The organism is Allobosea sp. 47.2.35 (assembly GCF_024655635.1).
Classification (GTDB): domain Bacteria; phylum Pseudomonadota; class Alphaproteobacteria; order Rhizobiales; family Beijerinckiaceae; genus Allobosea.
The window spans coordinates 38,142-63,632 of the sequence record NZ_JANLGI010000015.1 but is presented as its reverse complement, the minus strand read 5'-3'; the positions used below and the strand labels follow the sequence as shown (position 1 = coordinate 63,632).

Sequence of the window (25,491 nt, the reverse complement as noted above, 5' to 3'; positions counted from 1 at the left end):
ACCTCGTTAAACTTGGTTAACAGCGCGTTAACCATGAAGCGTCCGGCGTTAACGGGAAGCCTTGGCGCGCAGCCCCGATACCGCGCGAAGCCCGCTGCGGCCGGGCTTAGCCGATCTTCGCGAGCAGCCGCCTGAGTTCGGCGCGTTCCTCCGCCGAGAGCGCGCTGACCAGCCGCTCCTCGGTCGCGACATGGCTGACGACGATTCGGTCCACCAGCGCGAAGCCGGCCTCCGTCAGCACGATCCGCAGCGCCCGCCGGTCGGCCGGATCGGGCTGCCGCTCGATCAACCCGCGCTTCTGCAGGCGGTCGAGCCGGTTCGTCATCGCCGAGGTCGAGATCATCATGTCCGCGGCGAGTTCGGAGGGCGAGAGCGCCCGCCCCCTGCCCTGGCGCCGGAGCGTCAGCAGTACGTCGTGGCCGGCGAGATCGAGATCGTCCGCCGCAAGATTGGCGGAAACACCTTCGCGCACCCGGTCCGCCGCCCGCCAGAGATCGCCGCAGACCGCCATGACGCTGGTGTCGAGGTCGGGCCGCTCCCGCCGCCACTGCGCCAGGATCGAATCCATCGGGCCGCCCTGCGCGTCCCGGCGCTCTTGACTCATTTTTATGCCTCGCCTAATTACGCGACATCAAATAATTTGATATCGAAATATCTGACTTCAAACCACAATACCATCCGCCCCTCGCAGGGCAAGCCATACGGACATCCTGCCATGGAACCGAGGACCGCCAGTTTCCCGATCGACCCGGTCTTTCTCGACCGCTGGTCGCCCCGCGCCTTCCAGCCCGACGAGATCGACCAGCACGCCCTGCTGACAATGCTCGAGGCCGCACGCTGGGCACCCTCCGCTTTTAACGAGCAGCCTTGGCGCTTCCTCTACGCCCTGCGCGGCGACGCCCACTGGCCGGAATTCCTGGCCTCGCTCGACGATTTCAACCGCGAATGGGCGCAGAACGCCGCGGCCCTCGTCTTCGTGCTGTCGGATGCCGGAGCGGACGCGGCCGATGCACAGGCGCAATCCCCGGCGCTGCGCAGCTTCGACACAGGTGCAGCCTGGTCCCAGCTCGCCCTTCAGGCCACGCGGCTCGGCTATCACGCCCATGCCATGGCGGGGCTCGAATACGATGTCGCGCGCCGCAACCTCGCCGTGCCCGGCCGCTTCCGCATCGAGATCGCCGTCGCGATCGGCCGCCGCGGCACGCCGGACCTCCTGCCGCCAGCTCTGCGGGACCGCGAGCATCCGAGCCTGCGCCGGCCCCTGACGGAAACCGCCTTCGCTGGCCCCTTCCCCGCCTGACCGTCCCGTGACCATCATCCCGCCCGGGAGCCCGCCATGTCGCTCAGCCTCAACAGAACCCTGCTGACTACGATCCTCGTGCCCTGCATCTGGGGCACCACCTACATCATCTTCACCCAGACGCTGCCGGTGGATCATCCGCTGCTCGTCGGCGCGCTCCGGGCCCTGCCGGCCGGATTGCTGCTGATGGCGCTCGGCCCCGGCCTGCCGCCGCGCGACAAGCTCCTGCCGCTGGCGGCGCTCGGCCTCGCCAATATCGGCATCTTCTTCGCCCTGCTCTTCGTCAGCGCCGCCCGCCTGCCCGGTGGCCTCGCCGCCACCGTCGGCTCGACCCAACCCCTGATCGTCGGGCTCCTCGCCTGGCCCCTGCTCAACCGGCGTCCGGGCCGCGGCCAGATCATCGCCGCGCTTGCCGGCCTCGTCGGCGTCGCCCTGCTGGTGCTCGATCCCCATGCCAAGCCCGATGCGCTCGGCATCGTCGCCGGCCTCCTGAGCGCCGCCTCGATGGCGACGGGAACCGTGCTGATCGAGCGCTGGGGCAAGATGGGTTCGCCATTGGCGATCGCGGCTTGGCAGCTCACGCTCGGCGGCCTGATCCTGCTGCCGGTCGCCCTGATCGTGGAAGGCTTGCCGCCGGTCCCCACCGCCCTGAACGGGCTCGGCTTCGCCTATCTCGTGCTCATCGGCACCGCCCTGACCTACTGGCTCTGGATCAGGGGCATCACGACGCTCGGTGCCGGCGTCGCCTTCCTGGGACTGCTGAGCCCGACCATGGCGACGATTCTGGGCGCCCTGCTGCTGGGCGAATGGCTGAGCCCGGTGCAATTCCTGGGCATCGCGATCGTCTTGGGATCGACCATCGTCGGGATGATCCTGTCGCGCCGCCGCGCTGCGGCAGTGCCGGCTACGCCGCAACCCCGAGCCGTTTGATCTCCCACTGGAGCTCGAAGCCGGAGTTCTCCTTGACCCGGCGGCGAACCTCCTCGCCGAGCCCTTCGACATCGGCGGCCGTCGCGCCGCCGGTATTGATCAGGAAGTTGCAGTGCATCTCGGAAACCTGCGCCCCGCCGACGCGCAGGCCACGGCAGCCGGCCGCGTCGATCAGCTTCCAGGCCTTGCCGCCCTCGGGATTCTTGAAGGTCGAGCCGCCGGTGCGCTCCTTGATCGGCTGCGCCGCCTCGCGCGCCGCCGTGACCCGGTCCATCTCGGCCTGGATTTCCGCCTGATCGCCCGGCCGACCCTGGAACAGCGCCGAGGTGAAGATGATGTCGCGAGTCGCGGCCGCGCTGTTGCGATAGGTGAAGCCCATATCGGCATGGGAGAGCGTCACGATCTCGCCCTTGCGGGTGACGCCGCGCGCCGAGACCAGCACATCAGTGGTCTCGCCGCCATGGGCGCCGGCATTCATGCGCAGCGCCCCGCCGATCGAGCCGGGAATGCCACGATAGAAGGCAAGCCCGTCGAGCGAGGCATCCGCCGCCGCGCGCGCGACCTTCACGTCAGGCACGGCCGTGCCGGCACGCAGCCGATCGCCGCTCTCCAGCGCGATTTCGCCGAAAGCCCTGCCGCCGAGCCGGATCACGACGCCGGGAATGCCGCCATCGCGCACGATCAGGTTGGAGCCGAGGCCGATCACCGTGACCGGAACGTCCTCCGGCAGCTTCGACAGCAGATAGGCGAGGTCCTCGTCATCGGCCGGCGTGAACAGGATCTGCGCCGGGCCGCCGACGCGGAACCAGGTCAGGCCCGAAAGCTCCTGATTGGCGAGAAGCCGGCCCCGCAGGTCGGGAGCCGAGGCGCGGATATTGGAAGAGAGGTCTGCGAAGGGCATGGCGTCGCTTTAGAACATGATGGTCCGGGACGGAACTGCCCGCCATGCTTGGGCTCAGGCCCGAGCATGACGGCGCAATTGCGGCGTGTCCGGCTTATCCCTTCAACGCCGCCAGTTCGCCCGGCAGCGCATAGGCCCATTGCGTGATGTTGCCGGCGCCGAGACAGACGACATAGTCGCCTGGCCCCGCCAGCTCTGCCACCATGCCGGCGAGCTTGTCGGAGCTCTCCAGCGGCAGGGCATGGCGGTGGCCGCGCGCCTTGATGCCGGCAACCAGCGAATCGCGGTCGGCACCGGCGATCGGCGCCTCGCCGGCCGCATAGGTATCGGCCACGATCACCGTATCGGCATCGTTGAAGCAGGCGGCGAAATCGTCGAACAGGCTGGAAAGCCGGGTGTAGCGATGCGGCTGGACGATCGCGATCACCTTGTTCTTCGTCGAAGCGCGCGCAGCCTTCAGCACGGCGGCGATCTCGACCGGATGGTGACCGTAATCGTCGAAGATCAGTGCGCCGTTCCATTCGCCGGTCTTGGTGAAGCGGCGCTTCACGCCGCCGAAGCCGGCCAGCGCCTCGCGGATGCGCTCGACCGGGATGCCCAGATCGTAAGCGACCGCGATCGCAGCCGTCGCGTTCAGCGCGTTGTGATGGCCGGGCATCGGCATGACGAGATCGCGGATCACCTCGTCGCGGCCGGTCTTGCGGTCGCGGATGAGGAGCGTGAACTTCGCCTGCCCGCCCGAGAGATCGATATCGATCAGGCGGAAATCGGCCTGCGGGTTCTCGCCATAGGTGACGACGCGGCGGTCGGTGATCTGGCCGACGAGCCCCTGCACCGTGGGATGGTCGATGCACATCACCGCGAAGCCATAGAACGGCAGGTTCTCGACGAAGGAGCGGAAGGCCGCCTTGATCGCGTCGAAGGTGCCGAAATGGTCGAGATGCTCGGGGTCGATATTGGTGACGATCGCGACGTCGGCCGGCAACTTCAGGAAGGTGCCGTCGGACTCGTCGGCCTCGACCACCATCCAGTCGCTCTCGCCCATGCGGGCATTGGTGCCATAGGCGTTGATGATGCCGCCATTGATCACGGTCGGGTCGAGCCCGCCCTTCTCCAGCAGCGTCGCGACCAGCGAGGTCGTGGTCGTCTTGCCATGGGTGCCGGCGATGGCGACGCAGCTCTTCAGGCGCATCAGCTCGGCCAGCATCTCGGCGCGGCGCACCACCGGCAGGCGCTTCTCGCGGGCGGCCAGCAGCTCCGGATTGTCGCGCTTGATCGCGGTCGAGACCACGACGACCTCGGCCTCGCCGAGATTCTCCGCCTTGTGGCCGACGAAGGTGGTGATGCCCTTGTCGGCTAGGCGCTTGACGTTGGCGCCATCGGAAGCGTCCGAGCCCTGCACCTTGTAGCCGAGATTGTGCAGGACCTCGGCGATGCCGGACATGCCGATGCCGCCGATGCCGACGAAATGGATGGAGCCGAGCTTCGGCGGCAGCTTCATGGTCCTGGAATCCTGTCAGTTCGTAGAATGGGCCGTGGCGATCACGAGATCGGCCAGGCGGTCGGCGGCGTCGGGGATGCCGGCGCTCTTCGCGTTTGCCGCCATCGCCGTCAAGTGAGTGGGCTGCGCGATCAGCTTGGACAATTCGTCAGCAAGATGGCGCGGCGTGAAGTCCGGCTGGAGAATGCGGGTCGCCCCGCCCACCCCTTCGAGGAAGGCGGCATTGGCCGCCTGATCCTGATCGAGCGAGCCCGGCAGCGGCACGAGCAGGGCCGGCCGGCCGATCACAGTGAGCTCCGCCACGGTCGAGGCACCGGACCGCGCGATGACGAGCTGCGCCGCCGCCATCTGCGCCGGCAGGTCCTTGAAGAAGGGCGCGATCGTCGCCGGGACGCCGAGCGTCTCGTAGATGCCGCGCACGCGCGCGTCGTCCTCGGCCCGCGCCTGCTGGACGATGCTCAGGCGCGCCCGCTCGGCATCAGTGAGGAGCTCAATCGCCGGCGGCACGATATCGGCCATGATGCGCGCGCCCTGGCTGCCGCCGAACACGAGGAGCCTGATCTTGCCTTCGCCCGGCCCGTCATAGTCGCGGCCTGAGGCCTCGATCACGGCCGGGCGGACGGGATTGCCGACATGCCGGCACTTGGCCTGTTGCGCCTCGTTCAGACCGCCGACCTTGGCGAAGCCGGTCGCGATCACGTCGGCGCGGCCGGCAAGGAAGCGATTGGCGCGGCCGATCACGGCATTCTGTTCGTGGATCAGCGTGCGGACACCCGCGAGCGAAGCGCCGAGCACCGGCGGCACCGTCGGATAGCCGCCGAAGCCGACGACCACGGCAGGCTTCACCTGCCCGATGATCCGCCGTGCCGCGAAAGTCCCCTTGGCAATGGCGAACAGCGCAGCCGCCTTCTGCAGCGGCGAGCGGCCGGACGGCGTCGCCGCCGGCACGGCATGCACCGCCTCAGCCGGGAAGTTCCCGGCGAATTCGGCGGCGCGCGTATCGGTCATCAGCACGACGCGCATGCCCTTTGCATGCAGCGCGTGGCTCAGCGCCTCAGCCGGGAAGAGATGGCCGCCGGTTCCCCCGGCCGCCAGCATGATCAGCTTGCCCATCGGATCAGCGCCCGAAATCCACCGCGCGCGGCCGGCGACGGGTCAATGCCAGCAGGAAACCGGTTCCGACCGCGAGCGAGAGCAGCGAGGAGCCGCCATAGGAGATGAAGGGCAGCGTCATGCCCTTGGCCGGCATCATGTGCAGGTTGACCATCATGTTGATTGCCGCCTGGATGCCGAAAAGCAGGGCAAGGCCGGTGACCGCGAGACGAATGAACGGGTCCTCCGCCTTCTGCGCCACGAACAGCGCCCGGATCACGATCGCGGCGAAGAGCGCGACCAGCAGCATGCAGACCACGATGCCGAATTCCTCGGCGGTCACCGCGAAGATGAAGTCGGTATGGGCGTCGGGCAGGATGCGCTTCACCGTGCCCTCGCCCGGGCCTTTGCCGAGCCAGCCGCCCTGCGCGAAGCTCTCCAGCGCCGTGTCGACCTGGAACGAGTCGCCCGAGCCCTTGTCCATGAAGCGCTCGATGCGGGCGCGAACGTGCGGCACCAGTTCATAGGCGACGAGGATGCCGACGGCGCCAATGCCGCCAAGCCCGATCACCCAGAACCAGTGCAAGCCGGCGACGAAGAACAGCCCGCACCAGACGAGGCTGACCAGCATGGTCTGGCCGAAATCCGGCTGGAGGACGAGCGGCACGATGGTGATCGGCAGCAGCAGCAGCGCCAGGATCGTGCCCGGCAGGTCCGGCCGGCGCGTGCCCTCGGCGAAGGCCCAGGCGGCCATGATGACGAAAGCGGGCTTGAGGAATTCGGACGGCTGGACCGAGCCCAACGGGCCGAGCGTCAGCCAGCGCTTGGCGCCCTTCACCTCGACGCCGAAATAGAGCGTCGCCACCACCATGGCGAGCGAGCCGAGATAGATCAGCAGCGCGGCGCGGCGCACCTGGCGTGGCGTCATCAGCGACACCCCGAGAAAGATCGCCATCGCGCCGACGAGGTAGGCCGCCTGCCGGTTGACGAAATGGAACGTCGAGAGGCCGAGCCGCTCGGCCACCGGCGGCCCGCCCGCCATCAGCAGCACGACGCCCGACACCATCAGGGCGACGAGCGCGGTGAGGATGAGGCGGTCGATCGACCACCACCAGCGGCCGCTGAGAGAAGGTTCCGCGCGCGAGACCATGACGGGTATCCCATCGACAAATTCGGCGCGACCGAAGCCGCGCTTGCGTGACGAATCACTCTGTCAATGAATGGTTAACCGATTGATTCCGATGCCCCGGATCGGCGGTTCCGGAGCATCACGATCCACAGCGGCGCCTCGCTATTCTGCGGCCTGTTCGATGCAGCCTCTGCCACCCCGATCGGCCCCATGCCTCATCTTCGCCCCGTGTCGCCTGTCAGATGCAGGAGCCTCTCCTGACACGTATTGTCGCCCTCATGGGAGGAGTTGCATCCCGCACCTGTCTCGACAGCGAAAGGACTGACCATGGCCATCGCCAAGAACACGATCTGCCTGTGGTACGACAAGGACGCTGAGGCCGCCGCCCGCTTCTATGCCGAGACCTTCCCGGACAGCGCCGTGAACGAGGTTTTCCGTGCCCCGACCGATTTCCCTTCGGGCAAGGCCGGCGACGTGCTGACGGTCACCTTCACCGTGCTCGGCATTCCCTGCCTCGGCCTCAATGGCGGACCGATGTTCAAGCATAGCGAGGCCTTCTCCTTCCAGATCGCCACCGAGGACCAGGAGGAGACGGATCGCTACTGGAACGCCATCGTCGGCAATGGCGGGCAGGAGAGCGAATGCGGCTGGTGCAAGGACAAATGGGGCCTGTCCTGGCAAATCACGCCGCGTGTGCTCAGCGAGGCGCTTGCCGTCGGCGGCGAGGAGGCGAAACGCGCCTTCGCCGCGATGATGACGATGCAGAAAATCGACGTCGCGAAGATCGAGGCCGCGCGGCGGGGCTGAGGCCTACCGCTTCCCGCCGAAAGGCTCGAAGCCCGGCAGCTCCGCGACCAGCTTGCGGAACGTATCGCCGCGCACCTCGAAATTCGGGAACTGGTCGAAGGAAGCGCAGGCCGGCGAGAGCAGCACCGCGATCTCGCCCTCGCCCGTCGCCGCCAGCGCGTCGCGGGTCGCCTCGGCCACGGCCTTGTCGAGCGTGACGCTGCGCTCATAGGAGACGCGCCCGTCATCGTCGAAGGTCGCGGCGAAGAGATCGCTTGCAGCCCCGATGAGGTAGGCGCGGGCGATATTCGGGAAGTAACGGCGCAAGCTTTCGATGCCGCCCTCCTTGGCCTTGCCGCCGAGGATCCAGAAGATGCCGTGGAAGGAGGTCAGCGCCTTCTCGGTCGAATCCGCGTTGGTCGCCTTGGAATCGTTGATGAAGACGACGCGGCCGATCCGGCCGAGCTCCTCCATGCGATGCGCCAGGCCCGGATAGGTCTTGAATCCATCAGCGATCTCCTCGGCGCTCAGGCCCAAGGCCGAGCAGGCGGCAAAGGCCGCCGCCGCATTCTGCGCGTTGTGCGAGCCGCGCAGCGAACCGATCCCCGCGAGATTGGCCACCACCTTCGGCTTGCCGTCCTTCACTTCGACGATGCGCGTATCGAGCCGGCCCTGATTGGCGGTGACGCCGGCGAAGACGCCCTCGTCGAGAGGCTGCTCGCCGCTGATCCTGACCAGTGGGCGGCCTCCGGCGGCCCGGCGCCTCGCCATCTGCTTGGAAGCCTCGTCATCGACGCCGACGACCGCGATATCGGCCGCCGCGACCAGCCGTTCCTTGATTCCCGCGTAGTTCTCCAGCGAGCCGTGCCGGTCGAGATGATCCGGCGTCAGGTTCATCTGGATGCCGACAGTGGGCTTGAGCGAAGGCGCAAGGTCGATCTGGTAGCTTGAGCACTCGATGACATGGATGCGGTTCGCGGCCGGCGGCTCCAGCGCCAGCACGGCGGTGCCGATATTGCCGCCCATCTGCACGTCGCGGCCGGCTTCCTTCAGCACATGCGCGATCAGCGCGGTCGTGGTCGACTTGCCGTTGGTGCCGGTAATGCAGACGACTGGAGAGCCCGGCGCGATCTTCGCCCGCTCCAAAAAGAACAATTCGACATCGCCGATGATCGCGACGCCGGCAACCTTGGCCTTGCCGACGGTCCAGTGCGGCTCGGGATGGGTCAACGGCACGCCGGGCGAGAGCACGAAAGCCGCGAAACCGGACCAGTCGGCGCTTGCGAGATCGACGACGGCGATACCCTCAGCCGCAGCTTTGTCCCGGCTTTTCTCGTTGTCGTCCCAGGCCGCGACCTCGGCGCCGCCCGCCTTGAGCGCACGCGCCGTCGCAAGCCCCGAGCCGCCGAGGCCAAACAGGGCGACCCTACGCCCGGCGAAAACGGTGACGGGCGTCATGCGTGCACTCTCAGCGCAGCTTCAGCGTGGCGAGGCCGACCAGCGCCAACACCACCGAAATGATCCAGAAGCGGATCACGACCTGCGGCTCGGTCCAGCCCAGTTTCTCGAAATGATGGTGGATCGGCGCCATCAGGAAGACGCGCTTGCCCGTGCGCTTGAACACGAAGACCTGGATGATGACCGAGAGCGCCTCGACGACGAAAAGGCCGCCGACGATCGCCAGAACGATCTCGTGCTTGGTCGCGACCGCGATGGTGCCGAGCAGGCCGCCGAGACCCAGCGAGCCGGTATCACCCATGAATATCTGGGCCGGCGGTGCGTTGAACCAGAGGAAGCCGAGGCCGGCGCCGATCACCGCGCCACAGATCACCGCAAGCTCGCCGGCGCCGGGGATATGGTGAATCTGCAGGTAGTTGGCGAAGATCGCGTTGCCGACAAGATAGGAGATGAAGCCGAAGGTGCCAGCCGCGATCATCACCGGCACGATGGCGAGCCCGTCGAGACCGTCGGTCAGGTTCACCGAATTGCCGGCGCCGACCACGACGAAGGCGGTGACCAGCGGAAACAGGATGCCGAGCGGGATGATCGCTTCCTTGAGGAAGGGCATCGCGAAGCCCGAGCCGATCGCCGGCGGCTGCGTCTGCATGATGAAATAGCAGGCGATCAGCGCGACCACGACCTCGATCGAAATGCGCGCCTTGCCCGAGAAGCCCTTATGCGACTGCTTGGTGACCTTGAGATAATCGTCATAGAAGCCGATCGCGCCATAGGCCGCGGTGACGCCGAGCACGATCCAGACATAAGGGTTGCGCAGGTTGCCCCAGAGCAGCACCGCGACGAACAGCCCGGTCAGGATCATCAGCCCGCCCATGGTCGGCGTGCCGCGCTTGGCGAGATGCGATTCCGGTCCGTCGGTGCGGATCGGCTGGCCCTTGCCCTGCTTGATCCGGAGCCAGGAGATCGCCGAGGGCCCGAAGAAGAAGACGAAGAGCAGCGCCGTCGCCGTCGCTCCGCCTGCGCGGAAGGTGATGTAGCGGAAGACGTTCAGCACCGGGAAGGTGCTGGCGAAGTCGGCGAGCCAGACGAGCATACTGCTTGGTTCTCTTGTCTATCGGTCTTCGGCAGGCACAGCAGGAAAGCGCGCGAGGATCGCCTTGACGATCGGACCCATGCGCGTGCCCAGCGATCCCTTGACCGTGACGGTGTCACCGCCGCGAATCGCATCGAGCACGAGCGGCTCCAGCTCGCTCGCGGAGGCGGCATAAGCCCCCCGCATGGCGGAAGGCAAGCTTTCATGCAGCCCCTTCATCAGCGGGCCACAGGTGAAGACCTTGTCGATGCCGTTCGAAACCAGCGGCTCCGCGAGCCCGCGATGCAGCTCCGGCCCGGTCGGCCCGAGTTCGAGCATGTCGCCGAGCACGGCGATGCGCCGGCCGCGGCCCTCGACCGGCAGGCGGCCGAGATTCTCGATCGCGGCCCGCATCGAGGCGGGGTTGCCGTTATAGCTCTCGTCGAGCAGCGTGATCCTGCCGCCCGGCGCCTGCAGCACCTGCCGCGCGCCCCGTCCGGCCGGCGGCGTGAGGTCGCCCAGCGCCAGCGCCGCCAGCGCGAGATCGGCGCCGAGCGCATGCACGGCGGCCAGCACCGCGAGCGAGTTCAGCACGATATGCTTGCCGGGGCTGCCCAGCCGGTAGGTCACCGGCTCGCCGAAGACGCGGGCCTCGACCGTCGACAGGTCAGGCTTCAGTGCACAGGAGATCAGCTTGACGTCGGCATCGGGGCTTTCGCCGAAGGTGATGATCCGCCCGGCCGGGCCGGATTTGGCGATATCGCGCAGCAGTTCGGATTGCGGGATATCGGCATTGACGATCGCCGTGCCGCCCTTCTCCAGCTCCCAATAGACCCCGGCCTTCTCCTCGGCGATCCCCTCCAGCGAGGCGAAGGCCGCGAGATGCACGGGCTGGATCGTGGTGACGATGGCGACCTGCGGGCGCACCATCCGTGCCAGTGGGACGATCTCGCCGGGGCTGTTCATGCCAATCTCGTAGACGCCATAGGCGACGTCGCTGGGCGTCCGACACAATGTGAGCGGCACGCCCCAGTGGTTGTTGTAGGAGGCAACCGGCGCATGGGTATTGCCCTGGCGCGAGAGCACAAGGCGCAAAGCCTCCTTGGTGCCGGTCTTGCCGACCGAGCCGGTGACCGCCACGACACCTGCCTTGAGCTCGGCACGGCGCGCGGTGCCCGCATGCTCCATCGCCTTCAGCACGTCCGGCACGACGGCAAGCGCGCCGGCGCCCTCAAACTGCGCCGCATGCGCCTCGTCGATCACGGCGAGCGCCGCGCCCTTGTCGAGCGCGCCCTTGACGAAATCATGCCCGCTGCGGGCCTCGCCGGTGATGGCGAAGAAGACGTCGCCCGGCTCCAGCGTGCGGGTATCGATCGAGGCGCCGGTCACGACCGGCGGCACGGCGCCCTCAGGCTTCGCGCGCAACGCCGCGATCAGCTTGTCTCCGGTCCAGAGCGGGGCGCTCATTTCGTCATCTCCGATAGCGCCTTGCGGACCACGTCATGGTCCGAGAAGGGCAGCGTCCGGTCGCCTATGATCTGGCCGGATTCATGGCCTTTTCCGGCCACGATCAGCAAATCCCCAGGCTTCAGCATCTTGACGGCAGCGTTGATCGCTTCCTCGCGGTCGCCGATCTCCTGGAGCTTGGGCGAAGCGGCCATGATCTCGGCCCGGATCGTCGCCGGGTTCTCGCTGCGCGGATTGTCGTCGGTGACGATGGCGATATCGGCCTTCTCGGCCGCGATCGCGCCCATCAATGGGCGCTTGCCCTTGTCGCGGTCGCCGCCGCAGCCGAAGACGCAGATCAGCCGCCCGGTCGCATAGGGCCTGAGCGTGGTCAGAACCGCAGCGAGCGCATCGGGCTTATGCGCGTAATCGACGACGACGAGCCCACCATTGGTCTCGCCGACGCGTTCGAGCCGCCCGGCGACGCCCTTCAGTCCGGAAATCGCCTTGAGCGAACGAGCCTTGTCCTCGCCAGTCGCGATGGCGAGCCCGGCCGCAACCAGCGCATTGCCGGCCATGAAATCGCCGACCAGCGGCAGGTCGACCGATAGCTCGCGCCCGTCGAACCCGACGGTCAGGCGCTGCGAGAAGCCGTCGCGCTCGTTGCGCAGCAAGGTCAGCGTCTCGCCCTCGCGGCCGATGCCGATGATCGGGTGCCCCGCCTTGGCCGCAGCCTCAGCCGCCTCCTCCGCATAGGGCTCGTCGCGGTTGATCACCACCGGAGCGCCCGCGGGCAGCAAGTCCCAGAGCCGCAGTTTCGCGGCGAGGTAGTCCTCGACGCTCGGGTGATAATCGAGATGGTCGCGCCCGAGATTGAGGAAGGCGCCGGCGCTGAGCCGCACGCCGTCGAGGCGGCGCTGGTCGAGCCCGTGCGAGGAGGCCTCCATCGCCAGATGCGTGATGCCCTCGCCCGCGAGCTTGTCGAAGGAGGCGTGCAGCGAGAGCGGGTCCGGCGTCGTCAGCGAGCCGTAATCGGCGCCCTTGCTGGTCACGACGCCGATCGTACCGACGCTCGCCGCTTCATGGCCGAGCGCCTGGAAGATCTGGCGGGTGAAATCCGCGACCGAGGATTTGCCGCTGGTCCCGGTCACCGCGACAATGGTCTCCGGCTGCCGCGGATGGATTTTCGCCGCGGCCAGGGACAACGCCAGCCGCGGATCGTCGACCTGCGCGAAGGCGACGCCGGCCGGCAGGTCGGCCGGGCGCGGGCCGCCCGAGACGATCGCGACCGCGCCATGCCCGACCGCATCCATGATGAAGCGCGCGCCATCGGCCTTGGCACCGGCGAGCGCGACGAAGACGTCGTCGCCGGTCACCTTGCGGCTGTCGAAGGCCACGCCATGCACCTGCTGGCTCGCGGCCTCAGCCTCGAAAATCTCGGGGAAGAGGTCTCCGAGGCTGTATCCGGTCATCGTCATGGCCACCGTTATAGACTGTGCTTAGCGCGAACCCCAGGCGCCGAGCCGCGCCATCAGCGGGAAGGGCAACGGCGGCGGGTCGAAGCGCGGGTTGAGCCCCAGGATCGGCCCGGCGCGCTCGATCACGCGGCCGGTCGTGACGCCGGCATTCCACGCCGCGGTTGAATAGCCGCCGCTCTCGGCATAGCCCTTCGGCTCGTCATAGATCGCGAGGAACAGGTATTTCGGCTTGTCGGAAGGGGCGATCGCCGTGAAGGTCGTGAAGTTCTTGTTCTTGGCGTAGCGGCCGTTGATGACCTTTTCGGCCGTGCCGGTCTTGCCGCCGACGAAATAGCCGGCAACGTCGGCCTTGCGGGCCGAGCCCTTCTCGCCGTTGAGCCGCATGATGAAGCGCATCGCCTCCGAGGTCTCCGGCTTGATCACGCGGGTCGCAACCTGCCGGGCTTCCTCCTCGCTGCGCTTCAGGAAGGTCGGCTTCATCAGGTAGCCGCCATTGACCAGCGCGGCGACCGCCGACAGCGCCTGCAGCGGCGCGACGGCGAGGCCGTGGCCGAAGGCGATGGTCGCGGTGTTGATTTCGCCCCAGCGCTGCGGAACGATCGGCGCCGCGCTTTCCGGCAGCTCGGTCGTCATCCGGTCGAGCTGCATCATCTTCTTGAGGAAGGCCTTGTGGCCCTCGACGCCGACGGCCAGCGCCATCTTGATCGAGCCCATGTTCGACGAGTGCAGGAAGACTTCCGGCACGGTCAGCGTCCGGCCGGTGCCGTGGTATTCCTTGATGACCTGCCGGCCGAACCGCATCATGCCGCCGGCGGTCGAGAAGCTCGAATTGATGTTCACCTTGCCGGAATCCAGCGCCATCGCGATGGTCAGCGCCTTGAAGGTCGAGCCCATCTCGTAGACGCCGACATTCATCCGGTTGATCCGGTCCTTCTCCAGCGCATCGACCGGGTTACCCGGATCGAAATCGGGCAGCGAGACCAGCGCGATCACCTCGCCGGTGTTGACGTCCATGATCGCGCCCGCGGCGGCGATGGCCTTGAAGCGTTCCAGTCCCTTGGCGAGTTCGTCTCGCAGCAGGTGCTGGACACGCAGGTCGATCGACAGCTTGACCGGCTTGAGATCGGACGCCTCGGTCGCCAGCCCCGCTCCGTTCAGGTCCTGCAGGCCTTGCGAGTCGATGTATTTCTCGATTCCGGCAATGCCGACATTGTCGATATTCGCGAAGCCGAGCACGTGGGCTGCGGCATTGCCGTTCGGGTAGACGCGCTTGTTCTCGGGCACGAACCCGACGCCGGGGATGCCAAGCCGGTGGACTTCCGCCTGCTGGCGCGGCGTGATCTCGCGCTTGACCCAGACGAAGCCCTTCTTGGTGCCGAGTTTGTCGCGCAGTTCCTTGGCGTCGAGGTCCGGCAGCACGGCCGTCAAAAGCTCGGTCGCCTCGTCCTTGTCGAGGATACGGCGCGGCTCGGCGAAGACCGAGACCGTGCGGATATCGGTCGCCATGACCTCGCCGTTGCGGTCGACGATGTCGGGCCGGGCGGCCGAAATGGCATTGGAGGTCGCGCGGCGCAGGCCCACCTGCTCGTTCGGGGCGACGCCGAGATAGACCAGACGGCCGGTGATGGCGAGGAACAGCGCGGAGAAGCCGAGGATGACGAGGCCGACGCGCGGCTCGCTTTTCTCGCCGCTCATGCGGAAGACGTCGCGCAACCAGGCCAGGCGCCCGCGCTTGACCACGCCCTCGGCGGCCTCGTGCTGCTGCTCCATCGAAACCTCGTTTCGTGTCGGCTCGGTCATGGCATCGGCCCCGGCGTGGTGGCGCCCGCCCTGGTGTTCCTGGGAGTCTCGGTCGGCATGCCCAGCCCGAGATCCTCGAGCTTGCGGCCGATGGTATCGACCTTGGGGCCGCGGTTCGGGATGTCCGAGGGCTTGACCACCTGCGTAACCACGAAGGGCTGGAGGTCGAGATGGCGCTCCGCCAGCATCTGGACGCGGTCGGGCCGGTTGAGGAACTGCCACTCGGCCTTGAGCACGGCGATGGCGTCGCGCTCGCGCTGGGTCTTGGACTTGAGCTTCTGGAGATGCTCGGTCGCCAGCGTCGTCTCGTATTTGATCGAATAGGCATAGACCGCCGAGGAGACCAGCGCGCCGATGGCAATGACATGCAGGAGCTTGATCACGCTCAGGGCCTCCGGCGCGGCTGCGGGTCGGGGACGGTGGAGAGCGCGACGAGCCCGGCATCGGCCCGGCGTGCCGGCGCCTCGTTGCGTTCGGCGGCACGCAGCTTGGCCGAGCGCGCCCGCGGATTGGCCCGCATCTCGGCCTCGGACGGCGCGACCGCACCCTTGGCGACCAGCCTGAAGGTCGACTGCGCGGCGGCAACCGCCGGCGCATGGCGCGAGCCCGCCGGCACCCGGCCGGAGCGCTCCGCGAAGAACTGCTTGACGATACGGTCTTCCAGGGAATGGAAGGTCACCACGACCAGTCGCCCGCCCGGCTTCAGCACGGTCTCGGCCGCGTGCAGCGCCCGGACCAGCTCGCCGAGTTCGTCATTGACCGCGATGCGCAGCGCCTGGAACACGCGCGTCGCCGGATGCGCCCCGCCGGGCTCGCCCCAGACGATGCCGGCGACGAGATCGGCCAATTGCTTGGTCGTCGTGATTGGCGCCTTGCGGCGGGCCTCGACCACGGCGCGCGCGACGGCGCGCGAGCGACGCTCCTCGCCATAGTGATAGAAGATATTGGCGAGCAGCCCTTCCTCGGCCTCGTTGACGAGGTCCGCCGCGCTCTGCCCGCTGCTGCTCATCCGCATGTCGAGCGGCCCGTCGAAGCGGAACGAAAAGCCGCGCTCTGCCTGATCGATTTGCATCGAGGAGACGCCGATATCGAGCACGACGCCGTCGAGCGGCGCCATCTTGAAGCGCTCGGCCTCCTCGGCAAGCTCGCCGAAATTGGCCTGGGACAGCGTCAGGCGTCCGGCCATCTCGGCGACGAGATCGGCCCCGCCGGCGATCGCCGTCGGGTCGCGGTCCAGTCCCAGCAGGGTCACATCCGGCTCGGCCTCGAGGATCGCGCGGGAATAGCCTCCCGCCCCGAAGGTACCGTCGAGATAGCGCCCGCCGGCCTGCGGCGCGAGCGCATCCAGAACCTCGGCGAGCAACACGGGCACATGACGAACCGGTCCGCCAATGGCTCCGCCGGAACGGTCGCCATGGTCCGTCATGTGCCCGTGCCTCCCGTTGGAATGGTCAAGCTGCCGAGCGTGCGCTTCACGTCGCGCAGGCGCGTCCGCGCAGCGTCGAGATGCGCGCGGAACCGCTCCGGCTCCCAGATCTGGAACTTGTGGCCGTGCCCGACGAAGGTCACGGCATCGCCGATACCGGCATGCGCCTTCAGCGCCTCGCTCAGCACCATACGGCCCTCCGTATCGATCTTCAGCACCTCCGAGGTGCCGTTCAGCGCCGTCGAGAGCAATTCCCACTCGTCCGAGAACGGCGAGAAGCGCGCGAGGATATCGTCGATCGTAGCCCTGAGCGCGTTGCCGCCGGCATCCAGCGCCGGCAGGTCGAGCCCCTGATGGACATAGAGACCCTCGTAGCCGTCCTTGGCCAGCACCGACCGGAAACTCGAGGGAATGGAGACGCGCCCCTTGGCGTCGAGCCGGTTCGTGAAATTCGAGACGAAGCGGTCCGTCAACGCCGCCTCCCGGCCTGCTCTTCAAGGCGCCACCGCTGAGATGGGCAAGCGGCGAAAGGACTCTCCGTCGAAGCGGGCAAGGCAGGCCAGCAAGCCAAATTCCGCGCGGCACACGGAGCCTGACCCTTGGTTTGCCTGCCGGCTTCGACGGGATGATTTGGGATAGCATGGGCCTATATGGGCGTCAATGGAATCACGGGTGCAACGGCGCACCCGCGAGGACTCTCCGCCATCACAGCTCGTTAAGGTTAAGTATCCGTAAGCACGCGCAATTCGGCGTCGCCCGACCCTATGGGCAGGCGGAAAATCATTTCAGCGATGCGAAAAATATTTACGAAAGCGGGCCGTTATTTTTAGCAGGCCGCAAGCCGCCGCCCGGAAGGCGCAGGGAAGGTGGCGCCTACGGCAAAAGGCTCCGCTCAGCCGTCGCGCGACGACGCCAGCAGCGCATCGCGGACGAGGCCAAGCTGATCGCGCAACCGCCCGGCATCGCCGGCCGTCCCGCCGAGCGCCTCGCCGACAGCGTCCTGCACGCAGCGCCCCCGCTCGCGCAGCCCCTCGCCCTTCTCGGCGAGATGGATGCGCACCTGCCGCTCGTCGCGCGCATCGCGCTCGCGCCGGATCAGGCCGGAAGCTTCGAGCCGCTTCAGCAGCGGCGTCAGCGTGCCGGAATCGAGCATCAGCCGCTCGCCCAGATCCTTCACCGTCAGCCCATCCTGCTCCCAAAGCACGAGCATCACGAGATATTGCGGGTAAGTCAGCCCGAGCGCGGCCAGGATCGGGCGGTAAGCCCGGCTGAAGGCATGGCCGACCTGATAGATCGCGAAACAGAGCTGCTGCTCCAGACGCGGCATGCCCTCCCCGGCCCTGTCCTGCTTCGCCATCACACCCTCGCCGATCATCCCGCCTCACGGAAAGCCGAAAGCGACCCCGCGATCAACCGCTATTTGCCGCGCTCAAATTAATTGTTGACAATCTAATTGCGCACAATCTAAAAACAACCATCAACCCAGTGAGCAAGGAGACCGATCATGAAGACGCTCTACACCGCCCATGGCTCCGCCACCGGCGGCCGCGAAGGCCAGGCCGCGACCGATACCGGCAACGTCAAGCTCGCGCTGAACACACCCAAGGAACTCGGCGGCGGCGGCGGCGAAGGCACCAATCCCGAGCAGCTCTTCGCCATGGGCTACTCGGCCTGCTTCCTCGGCGCGCTCAAGTTCGTCGCCGGTAAGGAGAAGGTGAAGATCCCGGATGACGCGAAGGTCTCGGCCGATATCGGCATCGGCGCCCGCGACGATGGCCAGGGCTTCGGCATCGCCGCCAAGTTGACCGTCTCGATCCCCGGCCTCGACAAGACCGTGGTCGAGGACCTCGTGAAGAAGGCCCATGTCGTCTGCCCCTATTCGCACGCGACGAAGGGCAACATCCCGGTCGAGACGACGGTGGCCTGATAACCACCTCGCCTGAAAGACTGATCCAGCCGGTATTTGCAGGCTTGATGCTTGAAAATTCGCTCCAGCGCGGAAGCTGGAGCGGTCGCCGAGAACCGGAGCGCAGCGGACATCAGTCCGTGAGCACCGGAAGCGCAGGCGATCGCTTCAGATGCCCGCTGGAGTAGAATTTGCGGGCATCAAGCGCCAGTCGGCCTGTAAGCCGGGTTCTGGATGGCTACCGGATTTCTCCGATAACGTGACGGCCATTCCTCTGGGACGCGCATTGCTGCGCGCCTCGAGCAACCAACCCGGACGACAAGGCACAGAAACCTGCCCCTGCCCGCTTGCGCGGGCAGCATCGTCCCTATTCGGTTTTGCTCCCGGTGGGGCTTGCCATGCCGTCCCCGTTGCCGGGTCCGCGGTGCGCTCTTACCGCACCTTTTCACCCTTACCCTGCCGGAAAAGCCGAAGCTCTCCAGCGCAGGGCGGTTCGATCTCTGTGGCGCTTTCCCTGGGGTCGCCCCCGCCGGACGTTATCCGGCACCGTGTTTCCGTGGAGCCCGGACTTTCCTCCCTCGCAAGCGAGAGCGGCCGTCCGGCCGACTGGCGAGGGGGAGATGCGCGCTGGCGCGCCCGGCGTCAAGCGAAACCGGGCCGCATCAGGTCAGTTGCGGGCGGTGATCGTGCGCACCTTGGCGCAATAGGTGCGGTTGGCGCCGCTCATGCGGGTCGCCATATGGCCGCTCTGATACTTCATGATGGTGCGGCAGGTGTCGCCGCCGGCGAGCTTGTAGGCCTGCGCCAGATACTTCATCCCGAAGCGCGCATTGGTCTCGGCATCGAGCAGGCCGCCGGCACCGCCGGAATAGCCCATGCCGCGCGCCGTCTGGTGGCGGATCTGCATCAGGCCGTAATTGCCGGCATGCGAGGCGCGGGGATTGTAGCGGCTCTCGACGCGCACGACGGCATCGGCCAGCGAGAACGGCACGCCATTGGCCGCGGCGTGGCGGGCGACGATCGCCTTGATGCCCTCGGAGCCTGCCGGAGCGGCGAGCGCGCGGCTGGCGCGGGTCTCGGTCTTGTCGGCTTCAGCCTTGGCGGCCTCAACCTTGGCGGCGCGGGTCGCGGACTTCGCCTTGGGAGCCTCGGCCTGGACGTCCTCGCCCTTGCCTTCGGCAGCCTTGGCGCGGGCGATCTCGGCATCACGAACGAGCAGCGACCGGGGGTCCGTTTCCGCGTTGACGAAATCCTCGGCCAGGGCAACCCCAGAGAGGCTAATCAGGCACGCAGCCGCAAGACCACCACAGATATATCGCATGTCGAATTTGAACCCCATTGAGCCATGACTGGCCGATGGGGCTGCTCAACTGATGGTCGAATGTGTCGATAATCTGGCACATTCCACAGAAAAACGCACAACAATTAGCGTGTACAGGAATTTATTCTATATTTAACTATTCAGTATTCATATGTATTCGTTCGACTCAAAAACTTCGCCGGCTCCCCGCCTCGGCACGCGAATCAAGCAGGCGAATCAGCTGCCGCATTTCGGCCTCATTCCCGGATGGATGTGCATTTTTGGCGCGGCAGGCCGTCGCACCGGGCGCTCTTGCGCGGGCAAGCCCCCTTCTCCCATCATCCGCGCATTCGGATTCACCGGGATCGGTTTTGTGATGGCTTCCTCTTTCTGGGGCGCTCTGGGCGGCGGCGGGCTCGGGCTCGTGATCGGCGGCCCGCTCGGCGCTCTCGTCGGCGCGCTCGCCGGCCATGTCCTGGTCGATCGCGAGGGCGCGCCCTTCGGCCCGGCGCCGCGCGAGCTGGTCTTCACCACCGGCCTCGTCGCGCTCGCCGCCAAGATGGCGCGCTCGGACGGCGTCGTGACCTGCGACGAGGTCACCGCCTTCCGCCGCATCGTCGAGGTCCCGCCCGACCAGCAGCAGCGCATCGAGCGCCTGTTCGATCTCGCCAAGCAGACCAGCGCTGGCTTCGAGGCCTATGCCACGCAGATCGCCGGCGCCTTCAAGGACGAGCCCGCTTTGCTGGAGGACGTGCTCGACGGGCTCTTCCTGATCGCCGCCGCCGATGGCGCGATCCACGAGGCCGAGCACGCCTATCTCCAGGCCGTCGCCGGCATCTTCGGCATCGCCGAGGCCGATTTCGCCCGGATCGAGGCCCGCCATGCCCGCCGGCCGGACGACCCCTATCTCGTCCTCGGCGCCAATCGCGAGATGAACGACGCCGAACTGAAACGGCATTACCGCCGCCTCGTCGCCGAAACCCATCCCGACCGCGAGATCGCCCGTGGCCTGCCGGAGGAGGCGATCGCCATCGCAACGCGCCGCATCGCCGCCATCAACGCCGCCTGGGACGCGATCCAGAAGGAACGCGGCATGAATCGCAGCCTCGCGCCGCAACCCGCCTGAGCCAGCCCGCATGACCGATATCGCCCCACCGGACGTGGCCAAGCCCGACAGCCGCTTCGCCGCGAAAATCTTCCCCTCGCCTAACCATGGCGAACGCAAGCACCCGGACGGCAGGCCCGGACGCCGGCCAGACATGCTGATCCTGCACTACACCGGCATGCCGGTCGCGGGCGAAGCGCTGCAATGGCTCTGCAACCCGGTCGCGCAGGTCTCCTCGCATTATTTCGTCTTCGAGAACGGCCACACGCTCCAGCTCGTGCCGGAGGGCCGGCGCGCCTGGCATGCCGGCGCCTCGCACTGGGCCGGCGAGACCGACATCAACTCCTGCTCGATCGGCATCGAGATCGCCAATCCCGGCCATCCCGGCGGCCTGCCCGACTATCCCGAGGAGCAGATCGCGGCGACGCTGAACCTCTGCCGCGACATCTGCGAGCGCTGGTCCATTCCCCCTGAGCGCGTGCTCGCCCATTCCGACATCGCGCCCGGCCGCAAGATCGATCCCGGCGAGAAATTCCCGTGGCGCCGCTTTGCCGAGGCGGGCGTCGGCCTGTGGACCGAACCGGCCCCGATCCGCGGCGGGCGCTTCTTCGCCCGTGGCGAAAGCGGCCAGCCGGTCGAGGCCTTGCAGGCGATGTTCGCGATGCTCGGCTATGGCGTCGCCGTCGACGGCATCTTCGACGAGAAGCTTGAGGCGGTGGTCGCCGCCTTCCAGCGCCATTGGCGCCAGGAGAAGGTCGACGGCGTCGCCGATTCCTCGACGATCACGACGCTGCGCGACCTGCTCGCCGCCACGCAAGCCGCCCGCACCGCCTGAGCTGCGGCTAAGCCAAAGATTGCAGGAAGTTAACTCGCCGGACGGCGTGCTTTCTGGCAAACTCTTCTTCGCTCGCGCCCAGGCGCGAACGGGACGGGGAAACGACCTTGCGCAGATGGCTGATCGGAACCGGGCTGATCGTTCTCGCGGCGGCCGGCGGCTATTGGGCCCTGCGCCCGGCCGGCAGCAACGCCAATGAGCCGCCCTATCGCACGGCGCCGCTCGACCGGGGCCGCATCACCGCCGCCGTGCGCGCCACCGGCACGCTGACGCCGGTCACCACCGTCCTCGTCGGCTCCCAGCTCTCCGGCCAGATCGTCGAGCTCCTCGCCGACTACAACACGCAGGTGAAGGCCGGACAGGTCGTGGCTCGCCTGCAGAGCGACCAGATCCGGACGCGCCGCGACGCCGCCCAGGCCGATCTCGAACAGGCCAAAGCCGATCTCGTCGTCAAGAACGCCCAGCTCGAACGCGCCCGCGCCGCGCGGATCAAGGCGGATTCCTTCATCCGTGATCTCGAGGCCCAGCGCACCCGCACCTCGGCCCAGCTCGCCGATGCCAGGCGCACTTTCGAGCGGCAGGACCAGCTCTTCAACCGCAGCACGGGCTCACAGCAGAATCTCGACACGGCCCGCACCCAGGTCGAGGTCCAGACCGCCTCGCTCGCCTCGAACGAAGCCCAGCTCGCCTCCGCCCGAGCCGAGCTCAAGGGGCTCGATGCCGATATCCAGCTCGCCGAAGGGCAGGTTCAGGCCAGCCAGGCCCTGATCGGCAGCCGCGACGCCAAGCTCCGCGACATCCTGATCGACCTCGAACGCACGCAGATCCGCTCGCCGGTCGATGGCGTCGTGGTCCAGCGCCAGGTCGATCTCGGCCAGACGGTCGCCGCCTCGCTCTCCTCGCCGACGCTGTTCCAGATCGCGCAGGACCTGCGCACCATCGACATCTACGCCAATATCGACGAGGCCGATGTCGGCCGATTGAAGCCGGGCCAGCCGGTCTCCTTCACCGTCAACGCCTATCCCAGCCGCAATTTTCAGGGCCGGGTCGAGATGGTCCGGCTCGGCGCCCAGACCATCCAGAACGTCGTCACCTATACCGGCATCATCCGCGTCGAGAACCGCGACATGGCGCTCCTGCCGGGCATGACCGCCAATCTTCAGGTCGTGACCGAGGATCGGCCCGATGCGCTGCGCGTGCCCAATGCCGCCCTGCGCTTCCGCCCGGCCGGCGCAGCAGGTGCCGCCCCTGCCGGCTCGGGCACGGGCCCCGTGGCGCTTCCGGATGCCGGCGAACGCGCACCGCGCGCCGCCAACGCCCTGCGCGAGCGGATCGAGACCGAATTGCAGCCGACGCCCGAGCAAAAGCAGGCGATCGCCGAGATCCTGAGGGAACGTCGCGGCAATCGCGAAGCGATGAACGGCCTCTCGCCGGAGGAGCGGCGCGCAGCCTTCCGCGCGGGCAGTGCCGAGCTGGTCAAGAAGATCGGCGCGGTACTCGACCCCGAGCGACGCGCGAAGCTTGAGACCTTCATGCAGGAAGGCCGGCGTGCGGCGCCAAGCCGTGGCATTCCCGGCCGCGTCTATGTGCTGGACGAAGCCGGCCAGCCGAAGCCCGTGCCCGTCATGCTCGGCCCGACCGATGGCGCTTTCACGGAACTGCTCGGCGGCGAGGTCAAGGACGGAGCGCAGGTGGTGACCGGTGGCGGTCCGCGCATCACGACGGCGCCGGAACCGCCGGCCTCCCGCGCCCGCGGGCCACGGCTGTTCTGAGGGCGCGGCAATGAGTCTCCCAAGAGACGACACCGGGAAGGGCATCCGCGGGATCCCCTCTCCCGAATGGGAGAGGGGTAGGGGTGAGGGCCTGCGCTTTCAGGGTAGGCACGACGTCACAGCCCCGCGCCTTTCACGGTTGGGGCAGGCCCTCATCCCTGCCCTTCTCCCACACGGGAGAAGGGTTCCCCCCGCGCAACCGTCCAACGCGCAGCAGGCTCGTCCCAAAAGCGGAGCGCGCCCATGCCCCTGATCGAAACCCGTGACCTCTCCCGCGTCTATGATCTCGATTCCGGCCGCGTCACGGCGCTGGACCGGGTTTCGCTGACGATAGAGGCCGGCGATCTCGTCGCGGTGATGGGCCCGTCCGGCTCGGGCAAATCGACCTTCATGAACCTGATCGGCTGTCTCGACCGGCCGAGCGGCGGCCATTACGTGCTCGACGGCGTCGCGGTCGAGACCCTTTCCGGCGACGGGCTTGCCGAGCTGCGCAATCGCAAGCTCGGCTTCGTCTTCCAGCAATTCAACCTGCTGCCCCGCATCGATGCCTGCGCCAATGTCGAACTGCCGATGGTCTATGCCGGCGTCGCCCGCGCCGAGCGGAAGCGGCGCGCGCTTGCCGCCCTCGCCCGCGTCGGTCTCGCGGAGCGTGCCCATCACCGGCCGATGCAGCTCTCCGGCGGCCAGCAGCAGCGCGTCGCCATCGCCCGCGCGCTGGTCAACGAGCCGCGCCTCCTGCTCGCCGACGAGCCGACCGGCGCGCTCGACAGCCGCACCGCGCTCGAAATCCTCGCGCTCTTCCAGGACCTCAACCGCGAAGGCGTCACCGTCGTCCTGGTCACGCATGACGCCGAGGTCGCCCGCCATGCCAGGCGCCTGATCCGCTTCCGCGACGGCCACCTGCTCAGCGACATCAGGCAGGAGCCGGCCGACGCCCGCGCCGCGCTCGCAGCCTTCGACGCCGGCATCGGCCTGCCGGAGGCCGCCGCATGAGCCTCACCGAAGCGATCCGCTCGGCGCTATCCGCCATCGGTGCCAACGCGCTGCGCTCGGCCCTGACGATGCTCGGCATCATCATCGGCGTCGCCGCCGTCATCGCCATGGTCGCGATCGGCTCCGGCGCCCGCGCCCGCGTCACCGGTCAGATCAAGTCGCTCGGCGCCAATCTCGCGATCATCCAGTCCGGCAACGTCACGCAGGGTGGCGTCAGGCTCGGCGCCGGTGCCTCCTCGACGCTGACCGACGAGGATGCCGCGGCGATCCTGCGCGAGGTCGAGGACGTCACCGCCGCCGCACCGGTGCTCATCACCCGTGCGCAGGCCGTCTATGCCGGCGCCAACTGGTCGACGCAGATCACCGCCACCGATCTCGACTTCTTCGCCGCGCGCGAATGGGAGATCGGATCAGGCCGGCTGTTCGAGCCGGAGGAATTGCGCAAGGGCGAGATCGTCGCCGTGATCGGCCAGACGGTGGCGCGCAACCTCTTCGGCGAAGAGAACCCGCTCGACCAGCAGTTTCGCATCCGCAACGTACCCTTCAAGGTCATTGGCGTGATGGCGTCCAAGGGCCAATCCGCACTGGGGCAGGATCAGGACGACGTCATCTTCGTGCCGCTCGATACCGGCCGGCGCCGCATCGTCGGGCGCAACTATGCCCGCGACCGCTCGGTGCAAAGCATCATGGTCAAGTTCGCGAACGAAGATGCGATCACGCCGGGCATCGCCGAGGTCACCGCCCTGCTGCGCCAGCGCCACCGGCTTATGGAGGATCAGGAGGACGACTTCATCGTCCGCAACCTCACCGAGATCGCCAATACCGCAACCGCCGCCGCGACGACGCTGTCATGGCTGCTGGCGGCCGTGGCCGCCGTCTCGCTCCTCGTCGGCGGCATCGGCATCATGAACATCATGCTGGTCTCGGTCACCGAGCGCACCCGCGAGATCGGCTTGAGGCTCGCGGTCGGCGCCCGCCAGAGCGCCGTGCTGACCCAGTTCCTGATCGAGGCGACGACGCTTGCGACCATCGGCGGCGCGGTCGGCGTCGGGCTCGGCATCGCGGCGGCGCTGACCATCGCCCATGTGGCCGGCTGGCCCTCGGTGATCTCGGTCCAGACCATCCTGATCGCGGTCGGCGTCTCCGGCCTGATCGGCGTGTTCTTCGGCTTCTACCCGGCGCGCCGCGCCGCCAGCCTCGACCCGATAGAGGCGCTCCGGCGCGAATGAGGCGGCGGATTTTTCCGCACTGCGCAAAGGTT

24 protein-coding genes and 1 other RNA gene are annotated in these 25,491 nt (G+C 67.6%); 9 read left to right on the top strand and 16 right to left on the bottom strand.

Going from position 1 to position 25,491, the window contains the following annotated elements:
- Positions 1 to 106 precede the first annotated feature (106 nt).
- Positions 107 to 604 carry a MarR family winged helix-turn-helix transcriptional regulator gene (locus tag NUV79_RS18020; protein ID WP_257734482.1) on the bottom strand — a complete coding sequence of 166 codons (498 nt, stop codon included), beginning with the start codon at positions 602 to 604 and terminating at the stop codon, positions 107 to 109.
- 111 nt (positions 605 to 715) lie between these two features.
- Between NUV79_RS18020 and NUV79_RS18015 the strand changes: the two genes are divergently transcribed.
- Both NUV79_RS18015 and NUV79_RS18010 read left to right on the top strand, forming a co-directional pair.
- A complete protein-coding gene (locus NUV79_RS18015; RefSeq protein ID WP_257734481.1) occupies positions 716 to 1,300 on the top strand; it encodes a nitroreductase family protein in 585 nt (194 codons plus the stop codon).
- Between the two features lie 36 nt (positions 1,301 to 1,336).
- Positions 1,337 to 2,230 (top strand): DMT family transporter, encoded by an 894-nt coding sequence (locus NUV79_RS18010; protein WP_257734480.1) that lies wholly within the window; start codon positions 1,337 to 1,339, stop codon positions 2,228 to 2,230.
- Here the strand turns inward: NUV79_RS18010 and murB are convergent.
- From murB to NUV79_RS17990, 4 genes are all read right to left on the bottom strand, one after another.
- Positions 2,205 to 3,131 carry a UDP-N-acetylmuramate dehydrogenase gene (gene murB, locus NUV79_RS18005; RefSeq protein ID WP_257734479.1) on the bottom strand — a complete coding sequence of 309 codons (927 nt, stop codon included), beginning with the start codon at positions 3,129 to 3,131 and terminating at the stop codon, positions 2,205 to 2,207. The two genes, NUV79_RS18010 and murB, sit on opposite strands and share 26 nt — an antisense overlap.
- Before the next feature lie 94 nt (positions 3,132 to 3,225).
- The gene (gene murC / locus NUV79_RS18000) at positions 3,226 to 4,632 is read right to left on the bottom strand and encodes a UDP-N-acetylmuramate--L-alanine ligase (RefSeq protein WP_257734478.1); all 1,407 of its coding nucleotides are present in this window, start codon (positions 4,630 to 4,632) and stop codon (positions 3,226 to 3,228) included.
- A 15-nt stretch (positions 4,633 to 4,647) separates the two neighbouring features.
- On the bottom strand, positions 4,648 to 5,745 hold the full coding sequence (murG, locus tag NUV79_RS17995; RefSeq protein ID WP_257734477.1) for an undecaprenyldiphospho-muramoylpentapeptide beta-N-acetylglucosaminyltransferase: 1,098 nt from the start codon (positions 5,743 to 5,745) through the stop codon (positions 4,648 to 4,650).
- A 4-nt stretch (positions 5,746 to 5,749) separates the two neighbouring features.
- Entirely contained in the window at positions 5,750 to 6,874 is a 1,125-nt protein-coding gene (locus tag NUV79_RS17990) for an FtsW/RodA/SpoVE family cell cycle protein (RefSeq protein WP_257734476.1), read from the bottom strand.
- 312 nt (positions 6,875 to 7,186) lie between these two features.
- Between NUV79_RS17990 and NUV79_RS17985 the strand changes: the two genes are divergently transcribed.
- Complete coding sequence (locus tag NUV79_RS17985; protein ID WP_257734565.1) at positions 7,187 to 7,660, top strand: VOC family protein; 474 nt, start codon at positions 7,187 to 7,189, stop codon at positions 7,658 to 7,660.
- 3 nt (positions 7,661 to 7,663) lie between these two features.
- Here the strand turns inward: NUV79_RS17985 and murD are convergent, their stop codons facing one another.
- From murD to NUV79_RS17940, 9 genes are all read right to left on the bottom strand, one after another.
- Positions 7,664 to 9,097: a UDP-N-acetylmuramoyl-L-alanine--D-glutamate ligase gene (murD, locus tag NUV79_RS17980; RefSeq protein ID WP_257734475.1), complete on the bottom strand. Its 1,434-nt coding sequence runs from the start codon at positions 9,095 to 9,097 to the stop codon at positions 7,664 to 7,666.
- A 10-nt stretch (positions 9,098 to 9,107) separates the two neighbouring features.
- Complete coding sequence (mraY, locus tag NUV79_RS17975) at positions 9,108 to 10,190, bottom strand: phospho-N-acetylmuramoyl-pentapeptide-transferase (RefSeq protein WP_257734474.1); 1,083 nt, start codon at positions 10,188 to 10,190, stop codon at positions 9,108 to 9,110.
- Positions 10,191 to 10,208: 18 nt separating this feature from the next.
- Positions 10,209 to 11,636 carry a UDP-N-acetylmuramoylalanyl-D-glutamyl-2,6-diaminopimelate--D-alanyl-D-alanine ligase gene (locus tag NUV79_RS17970; protein WP_257734473.1) on the bottom strand — a complete coding sequence of 476 codons (1,428 nt, stop codon included), beginning with the start codon at positions 11,634 to 11,636 and terminating at the stop codon, positions 10,209 to 10,211.
- Complete coding sequence (locus NUV79_RS17965) at positions 11,633 to 13,087, bottom strand: UDP-N-acetylmuramoyl-L-alanyl-D-glutamate--2,6-diaminopimelate ligase (protein WP_257734564.1); 1,455 nt, start codon at positions 13,085 to 13,087, stop codon at positions 11,633 to 11,635. The genes NUV79_RS17970 and NUV79_RS17965 overlap by 4 nt, the downstream gene beginning before the upstream one ends.
- 27 nt (positions 13,088 to 13,114) lie before the next feature.
- A complete protein-coding gene (locus NUV79_RS17960; protein ID WP_257734563.1) occupies positions 13,115 to 14,863 on the bottom strand; it encodes a peptidoglycan D,D-transpeptidase FtsI family protein in 1,749 nt (582 codons plus the stop codon).
- 26 nt (positions 14,864 to 14,889) lie between these two features.
- Positions 14,890 to 15,276 (bottom strand): cell division protein FtsL, encoded by a 387-nt coding sequence (gene ftsL / locus NUV79_RS17955; protein WP_257734472.1) that lies wholly within the window; start codon positions 15,274 to 15,276, stop codon positions 14,890 to 14,892.
- A gap of 2 nt (positions 15,277 to 15,278) precedes the next feature.
- Complete coding sequence (gene rsmH / locus NUV79_RS17950; protein ID WP_257734471.1) at positions 15,279 to 16,319, bottom strand: 16S rRNA (cytosine(1402)-N(4))-methyltransferase RsmH; 1,041 nt, start codon at positions 16,317 to 16,319, stop codon at positions 15,279 to 15,281.
- Positions 16,316 to 16,792 carry a division/cell wall cluster transcriptional repressor MraZ gene (locus NUV79_RS17945; protein WP_257734470.1) on the bottom strand — a complete coding sequence of 159 codons (477 nt, stop codon included), beginning with the start codon at positions 16,790 to 16,792 and terminating at the stop codon, positions 16,316 to 16,318. Before NUV79_RS17945 ends, rsmH begins: the two co-directional genes overlap by 4 nt.
- Before the next feature lie 419 nt (positions 16,793 to 17,211).
- A complete protein-coding gene (locus tag NUV79_RS17940) occupies positions 17,212 to 17,694 on the bottom strand; it encodes a MarR family winged helix-turn-helix transcriptional regulator (RefSeq protein WP_257734469.1) in 483 nt (160 codons plus the stop codon).
- 129 nt (positions 17,695 to 17,823) lie between these two features.
- On the opposite strand from NUV79_RS17940, the gene NUV79_RS17935 reads away from it, so the two are divergent.
- A complete protein-coding gene (locus NUV79_RS17935; protein ID WP_257734468.1) occupies positions 17,824 to 18,246 on the top strand; it encodes an organic hydroperoxide resistance protein in 423 nt (140 codons plus the stop codon).
- 182 nt (positions 18,247 to 18,428) lie between these two features.
- Here the strand turns inward: NUV79_RS17935 and rnpB are convergent.
- Both rnpB and NUV79_RS17925 read right to left on the bottom strand, forming a co-directional pair.
- Positions 18,429 to 18,835, bottom strand: an RNA gene (gene rnpB / locus NUV79_RS17930) — RNase P RNA component class A.
- A 57-nt stretch (positions 18,836 to 18,892) separates the two neighbouring features.
- Entirely contained in the window at positions 18,893 to 19,546 is a 654-nt protein-coding gene (locus NUV79_RS17925; protein ID WP_257734467.1) for a lytic transglycosylase domain-containing protein, read from the bottom strand.
- Positions 19,547 to 19,901: 355 nt separating this feature from the next.
- Between NUV79_RS17925 and NUV79_RS17920 the strand changes: the two genes are divergently transcribed.
- The 5 genes from NUV79_RS17920 (at position 19,902) to NUV79_RS17900 (ending at position 25,459) form a co-directional block, all read left to right on the top strand.
- Positions 19,902 to 20,651 carry a TerB family tellurite resistance protein gene (locus NUV79_RS17920; protein WP_257734466.1) on the top strand — a complete coding sequence of 250 codons (750 nt, stop codon included), beginning with the start codon at positions 19,902 to 19,904 and terminating at the stop codon, positions 20,649 to 20,651.
- Between the two features lie 10 nt (positions 20,652 to 20,661).
- Positions 20,662 to 21,465, top strand: a complete 804-nt coding sequence (locus NUV79_RS17915; RefSeq protein WP_257734465.1) for a peptidoglycan recognition protein family protein — start codon at positions 20,662 to 20,664, stop codon at positions 21,463 to 21,465.
- A 107-nt stretch (positions 21,466 to 21,572) separates the two neighbouring features.
- On the top strand, positions 21,573 to 23,237 hold the full coding sequence (locus NUV79_RS17910; protein WP_257734464.1) for an efflux RND transporter periplasmic adaptor subunit: 1,665 nt from the start codon (positions 21,573 to 21,575) through the stop codon (positions 23,235 to 23,237).
- Between the two features lie 243 nt (positions 23,238 to 23,480).
- A complete protein-coding gene (locus tag NUV79_RS17905; RefSeq protein WP_257734463.1) occupies positions 23,481 to 24,230 on the top strand; it encodes an ABC transporter ATP-binding protein in 750 nt (249 codons plus the stop codon).
- Complete coding sequence (locus NUV79_RS17900) at positions 24,227 to 25,459, top strand: ABC transporter permease (protein ID WP_257734462.1); 1,233 nt, start codon at positions 24,227 to 24,229, stop codon at positions 25,457 to 25,459. Before NUV79_RS17905 ends, NUV79_RS17900 begins: the two co-directional genes overlap by 4 nt.
- Positions 25,460 to 25,491 lie beyond the last annotated feature (32 nt).